Source organism: Mesorhizobium sp. M5C.F.Ca.IN.020.29.1.1, assembly GCF_003997375.1.
Classification (GTDB): Bacteria; Pseudomonadota; Alphaproteobacteria; order Rhizobiales; family Rhizobiaceae; genus Mesorhizobium; species Mesorhizobium wenxiniae.
Map to the genome: position 1 here is coordinate 1 of NZ_RZSW01000915.1, position 1581 is coordinate 1581.

2 protein-coding genes are annotated in these 1581 nt (G+C 64.4%); both read left to right on the forward strand.

Annotated features, from left to right (window positions below; translation table 11 throughout):
* The first annotated feature begins 76 nt into the window (after window positions 1-76).
* Complete coding sequence (locus tag EOA85_RS34925) at window positions 77-1144, forward strand: NAD-dependent epimerase/dehydratase family protein (protein WP_127212705.1); 1068 nt, start codon at window positions 77-79, stop codon at window positions 1142-1144.
* Window positions 1141-1581: cobalamin-dependent protein (locus EOA85_RS34930; protein WP_206523463.1), on the forward strand; the 441-nt coding region annotated here is incomplete at its 3' end. The genes EOA85_RS34925 and EOA85_RS34930, both read left to right, overlap by 4 nt.

The following is a 1581-nucleotide window of genomic DNA, read 5'->3' on the forward strand; positions in this document are numbered from 1 at the left end:
CATGGGTTCGCAACTCGGTCGCCATCGACCGCGGCGCCGACATGAAACGGGAACTCGAAGAGCGGGGACTGGTATCATGAGGCCGGACGGGTTTCGTGAAGCGCCGGTTGCCATCGTCGGCGGCAGTGGCTTCATCGGCTCGAACCTCGCCGACAGCCTGCTGTCGGATGGGGTGCCGGTGCTGGTCATCGACAATCTCAGCCGCCCGGGCGTCGATCAGAACCTGGCTTGGCTGGCGCAGAAGCACGGCAATAAACTTGCCGTGGAGACTGTGGATGTCCGGGACGGAGACGTGCTGGCGCCGCTTTTGGCGCATTCCAAAGCGATATTCCATCTCGCCGCACAGACCGCCGTCACCACAAGCCTCGTCCAGCCAAGTGAAGATTTCGACATCAATCTTCGCGGAACCTTCAACGTCCTGGAAGCGGCTCGCCGGAGCGGCAGACGCATTCCCGTGATCTTCGCCAGCACGAACAAGGTCTATGGCGGCCTGCCGGATGTCACAGTCCGCGAAGAGGACGATCGGTGCGTACCCTGCGACGCCGGCATCCGCGCCAACGGCATAGACGAGACCTGCGGTCTGGATTTCTGCACGCCCTATGGCTGCTCCAAAGGCGCGGCGGATCAATACGTGCTCGACTATGCCAAGTCGTACGATCTGCCGACCGCGGTCCTGCGCATGAGCTGCATCTACGGCCCGCGCCAGTTCGGTACGGAGGACCAGGGCTGGGTCGCCCATTTTCTGCTTAGCGCGCTTTCCGGCCGGCCGATCACGATCTACGGCAACGGCAAGCAGGTGCGCGATATCCTCCATGTCTCCGATGCTGTTGCGGCCTATCGCGGGGTACTTGCCCGGATCGAGGATATCAAGGGGCAAGCATTCAACCTCGGTGGCGGTCCGGGCAACGCCGTCAGCCTGCGCATGCTGCTCAAGCAGATCGGCGAGCTGACCGGGCGGAACCTCTCGATCCGCTACGACCGGGAACGCACCGGCGACCAGCCATTCTTTGTCGCCGACACCCGCAAGATAGAAGTGACGCTCGGCTGGAAAGCGCATGTGTCCTGGCGCGACGGCGTCCGTGATCTGGCCGATTGGCTCCAGCGTCATCGCCTCGAGCCTGAACCAGCGAGGTACGTTGCATGAAAGTCGCCCTGGTCAATCCGTCCTGGACCTACGAGGACAGCATCTATTTCGGCTGCCGCCAGCCACATCTGCCGCTGGAACTGGGCTACTCGAAAGCCTTGCTGGAGGCCGACGGCCATCAGGTGCTGATGCTGGACGGGCAAATCCAGAAGCTGGACAACGCAGCACTTGCCGATCGCGTCGCCGCTTTCGCTCCGGCCATGACCGTTGTCAGCACGGCGCCGACCTATTTGTTCTGGCGCTGCGCGCCGCCCGAGCTGCGCGTGCCTGCCGAGTTCCTCAACAGCCTTGCCGGGCGCGGCGGGCGCACCGTGGCTGTCGGACCGCACGGTTCGGCGACGCCGGCGCCAACGCTGCGCAAGCTTGGCGTCGATGTCGTCGTGCGCGGCGAATGCGAGGAGGTCGTCGCCGAACTCGCCCGCCGCGCCCGGCAAGGC

Bases quoted from the DNA above. Each gene is read 5' to 3' on its own strand.
- EOA85_RS34925 (WP_127212705.1), top strand. From the start codon at position 77: ATGAGGCCGGACGGGTTTCGTGAAGCGCCGGTTGCCATCGTCGGCGGC.